The organism is Pantoea sp. 18059 (assembly GCF_902706165.1).
Taxonomy (GTDB): Bacteria; Pseudomonadota; Gammaproteobacteria; order Enterobacterales; family Enterobacteriaceae; genus Pantoea; species Pantoea agglomerans.
This window is the reverse complement of sequence record NZ_CACSJS010000017.1, coordinates 1-1983: the sequence shown is the minus strand read 5'-3', so window position 1 is coordinate 1983 and position 1983 is coordinate 1. Positions and strand designations below refer to the sequence as shown.

Below are 1983 nucleotides of genomic sequence, written 5' to 3'. Positions count from 1 at the left end.
TTCGCTCATACGGGACACTCATAATCACATCTCCTGACCCAATGGAGATTGAACATGACAACATCCCCCTGGAACAAAAGCCGCATTATCGGCCAGAAACGGCCTCTTCAGATCTCTCATATCTGGGGAATTCGTATCCGTCTTGAGCTGGAAGGAAAAGTTCGTGATCTGGCTCTTTTTAACATGGCTCTGGATAGTAAACTTCGGGGCTGTGATTTGGTTAAGCTAAAAGTTTCTGATATAGCCTATGGGCACTCTGTTTCGGGCAGATCGACAGTGCTGCAGCAGAAAACGGGCAGCCCTGTTCAGTTTGAACTGACTAAGGGAACCAGAGAGGCTGTAGCCGCGTGGATCAAAATGGCTCAACTAAGTAATAGCGACTATCTCTTCCAGTCCCGCGTTGGTTCTTCAAGACACATCTCAACCAGACAATATAACCGTATTTTTCATGGATGGATTGGGAAGCTGGGTCTTGATGAGACGCTCTACAGTACGCACTCAATGCGCAGAACCAAGCCATATCTTATCTATAAAAAAACGAAGAACCTTCGGGTTATCCAGTTACTTTTGGGGCACAAAAAACTCGAAAGCACAGTACGTTACCTTGGCATTGAGGTAGATGATGCTCTGGAAATATCGGAGTCAATTGAAGTCTAGCCTGTGAGGGCTGCAACAGCAGCCCTGTGCCAGAAGCGGATGCGTCAGGTTCAAAAATGGGTAGGTAAGCGTTTTAACTTATTCGTCCGGAATACATACCCGGATACGGTGCCCGTCAGGATCAAGCGCAACGAACGTCTTGCCAAAAACAGCATGTTTGGGCTCCTGTTCTATCTGCACACCGCTCTCTGACCATTGCTGATAAAGCACATCAACCTCTTGAATATCTTTCACCATAAAACTCAATTCAGTTCGGCTACCTACACCGCAGGATATAAAGTCACTCGCTGTCGTTGACCATAGTCCAAGGTTCAGGCCGTTATTAAAGGAAAAAGCCACCCACGTCGGAAGCATCACGTCTGGTTCTGTATTGAATAGCTTCTGGTAAAAACCACTGCTGACAATCGGATTATCAACATAAAGAATGATCAGGTTAGGTATCATGAGTCTCTCACGCCAAAAAGAATGAGACATCACTATTGCAGGGAGCATTGACAGAACATGTCAGCATCAGGACCGAAACGAGCAGAACGCCTTCTCAATCTTCTGCAGATTTTTTATCAGCATCGCTATCCGATAAGCGGCCACAGGCTGGCTGAAGAACTTTCAATCAGTCTTCGTACACTTTACCGTGATATTGGCGCACTACGCGCTCAGGGTGCCGACATTCAGGGTGAGGCTGGCACAGGATATATCCTTTCCCGGAGCCATCATTTACCGCCGGTGATGTTTACCCCCGAACAGCTCGATGCACTGGCGCTCGGTTTACGCTGGGTAGCCACATATGGTGATAAGGGCATTGCTAAAGCGGCTTCAGAGGTAACGGGGAAAGTCCGCCACGGTCTTCCGCCACAGTTACAGACACTGTTTGATGACTCGTCATTATTGGTGGGAAAGAGACAGGAAGCTCATCACAACTTTGAAAACCTGAGCGTTGTTCGAAGCGCCATCAGGTGGAGACGTAAAATCCGTGCAGGTTATACAGACAGACTCGGTAATATGAGTGAAAGAACGATATGGCCTTTCGCGCTGGGTTACTTCTCCGGCGCTATTGTGCTTGCTGCATGGTGTGAAAAACGTAACGACTTTCGTCATTTCGACGTAACGCGATTAAAATCTCTTCAGCACCTGCAGGAAGGATATCCTCATTCCCGGCATAGCTTACTCCGTATATGGCGTAATGCAGGTCTGGATAACATCGTTCCCACGCGTAGCTGAAATGGGTATGATTGCTCCAGAAAATGCAGGTCTGTTCTTATCTATAAATATATCCGCTCTTCGCTCATAGCGGACCCTGGCCTGCCGTCAGTCCGCTTTGTGCCAGAA

At 47.7% G+C, this 1983-nt stretch carries 3 protein-coding genes; 2 read left to right on the top strand and 1 reads right to left on the bottom strand.

Annotated features, from left to right (window positions below; genetic code table 11):
* The first annotated feature begins 54 nt into the window (after positions 1-54).
* Positions 55-657, top strand: coding sequence for a site-specific integrase (locus GVJ63_RS21800; protein WP_010669698.1), 603 nt, complete (start codon positions 55-57; stop codon positions 655-657).
* Between the two features lie 78 nt (positions 658-735).
* Here the strand turns inward: GVJ63_RS21800 and GVJ63_RS21795 are convergent, their stop codons facing one another.
* On the bottom strand, positions 736-1101 hold the full coding sequence (locus tag GVJ63_RS21795; RefSeq protein WP_029518932.1) for a VOC family protein: 366 nt from the start codon (positions 1099-1101) through the stop codon (positions 736-738).
* 57 nt (positions 1102-1158) lie between these two features.
* On the opposite strand from GVJ63_RS21795, the gene GVJ63_RS21790 reads away from it, so the two are divergent.
* Entirely contained in the window at positions 1159-1875 is a 717-nt protein-coding gene (locus GVJ63_RS21790; RefSeq protein ID WP_010669700.1) for a YafY family protein, read from the top strand.
* The last annotated feature ends 108 nt before the right edge of the window (positions 1876-1983 follow it).

Coding starts and splice junctions, on each gene's coding strand:
- GVJ63_RS21800 (WP_010669698.1), top strand. CDS start 55: ATGACAACATCCCCCTGGAACAAAAGCCGCATTATCGGCCAGAAACGG.
- GVJ63_RS21790 (WP_010669700.1), top strand. CDS start 1,159: ATGTCAGCATCAGGACCGAAACGAGCAGAACGCCTTCTCAATCTTCTG.
- GVJ63_RS21795 (WP_029518932.1), bottom strand. CDS start 1,101: ATGATACCTAACCTGATCATTCTTTATGTTGATAATCCGATTGTCAGC.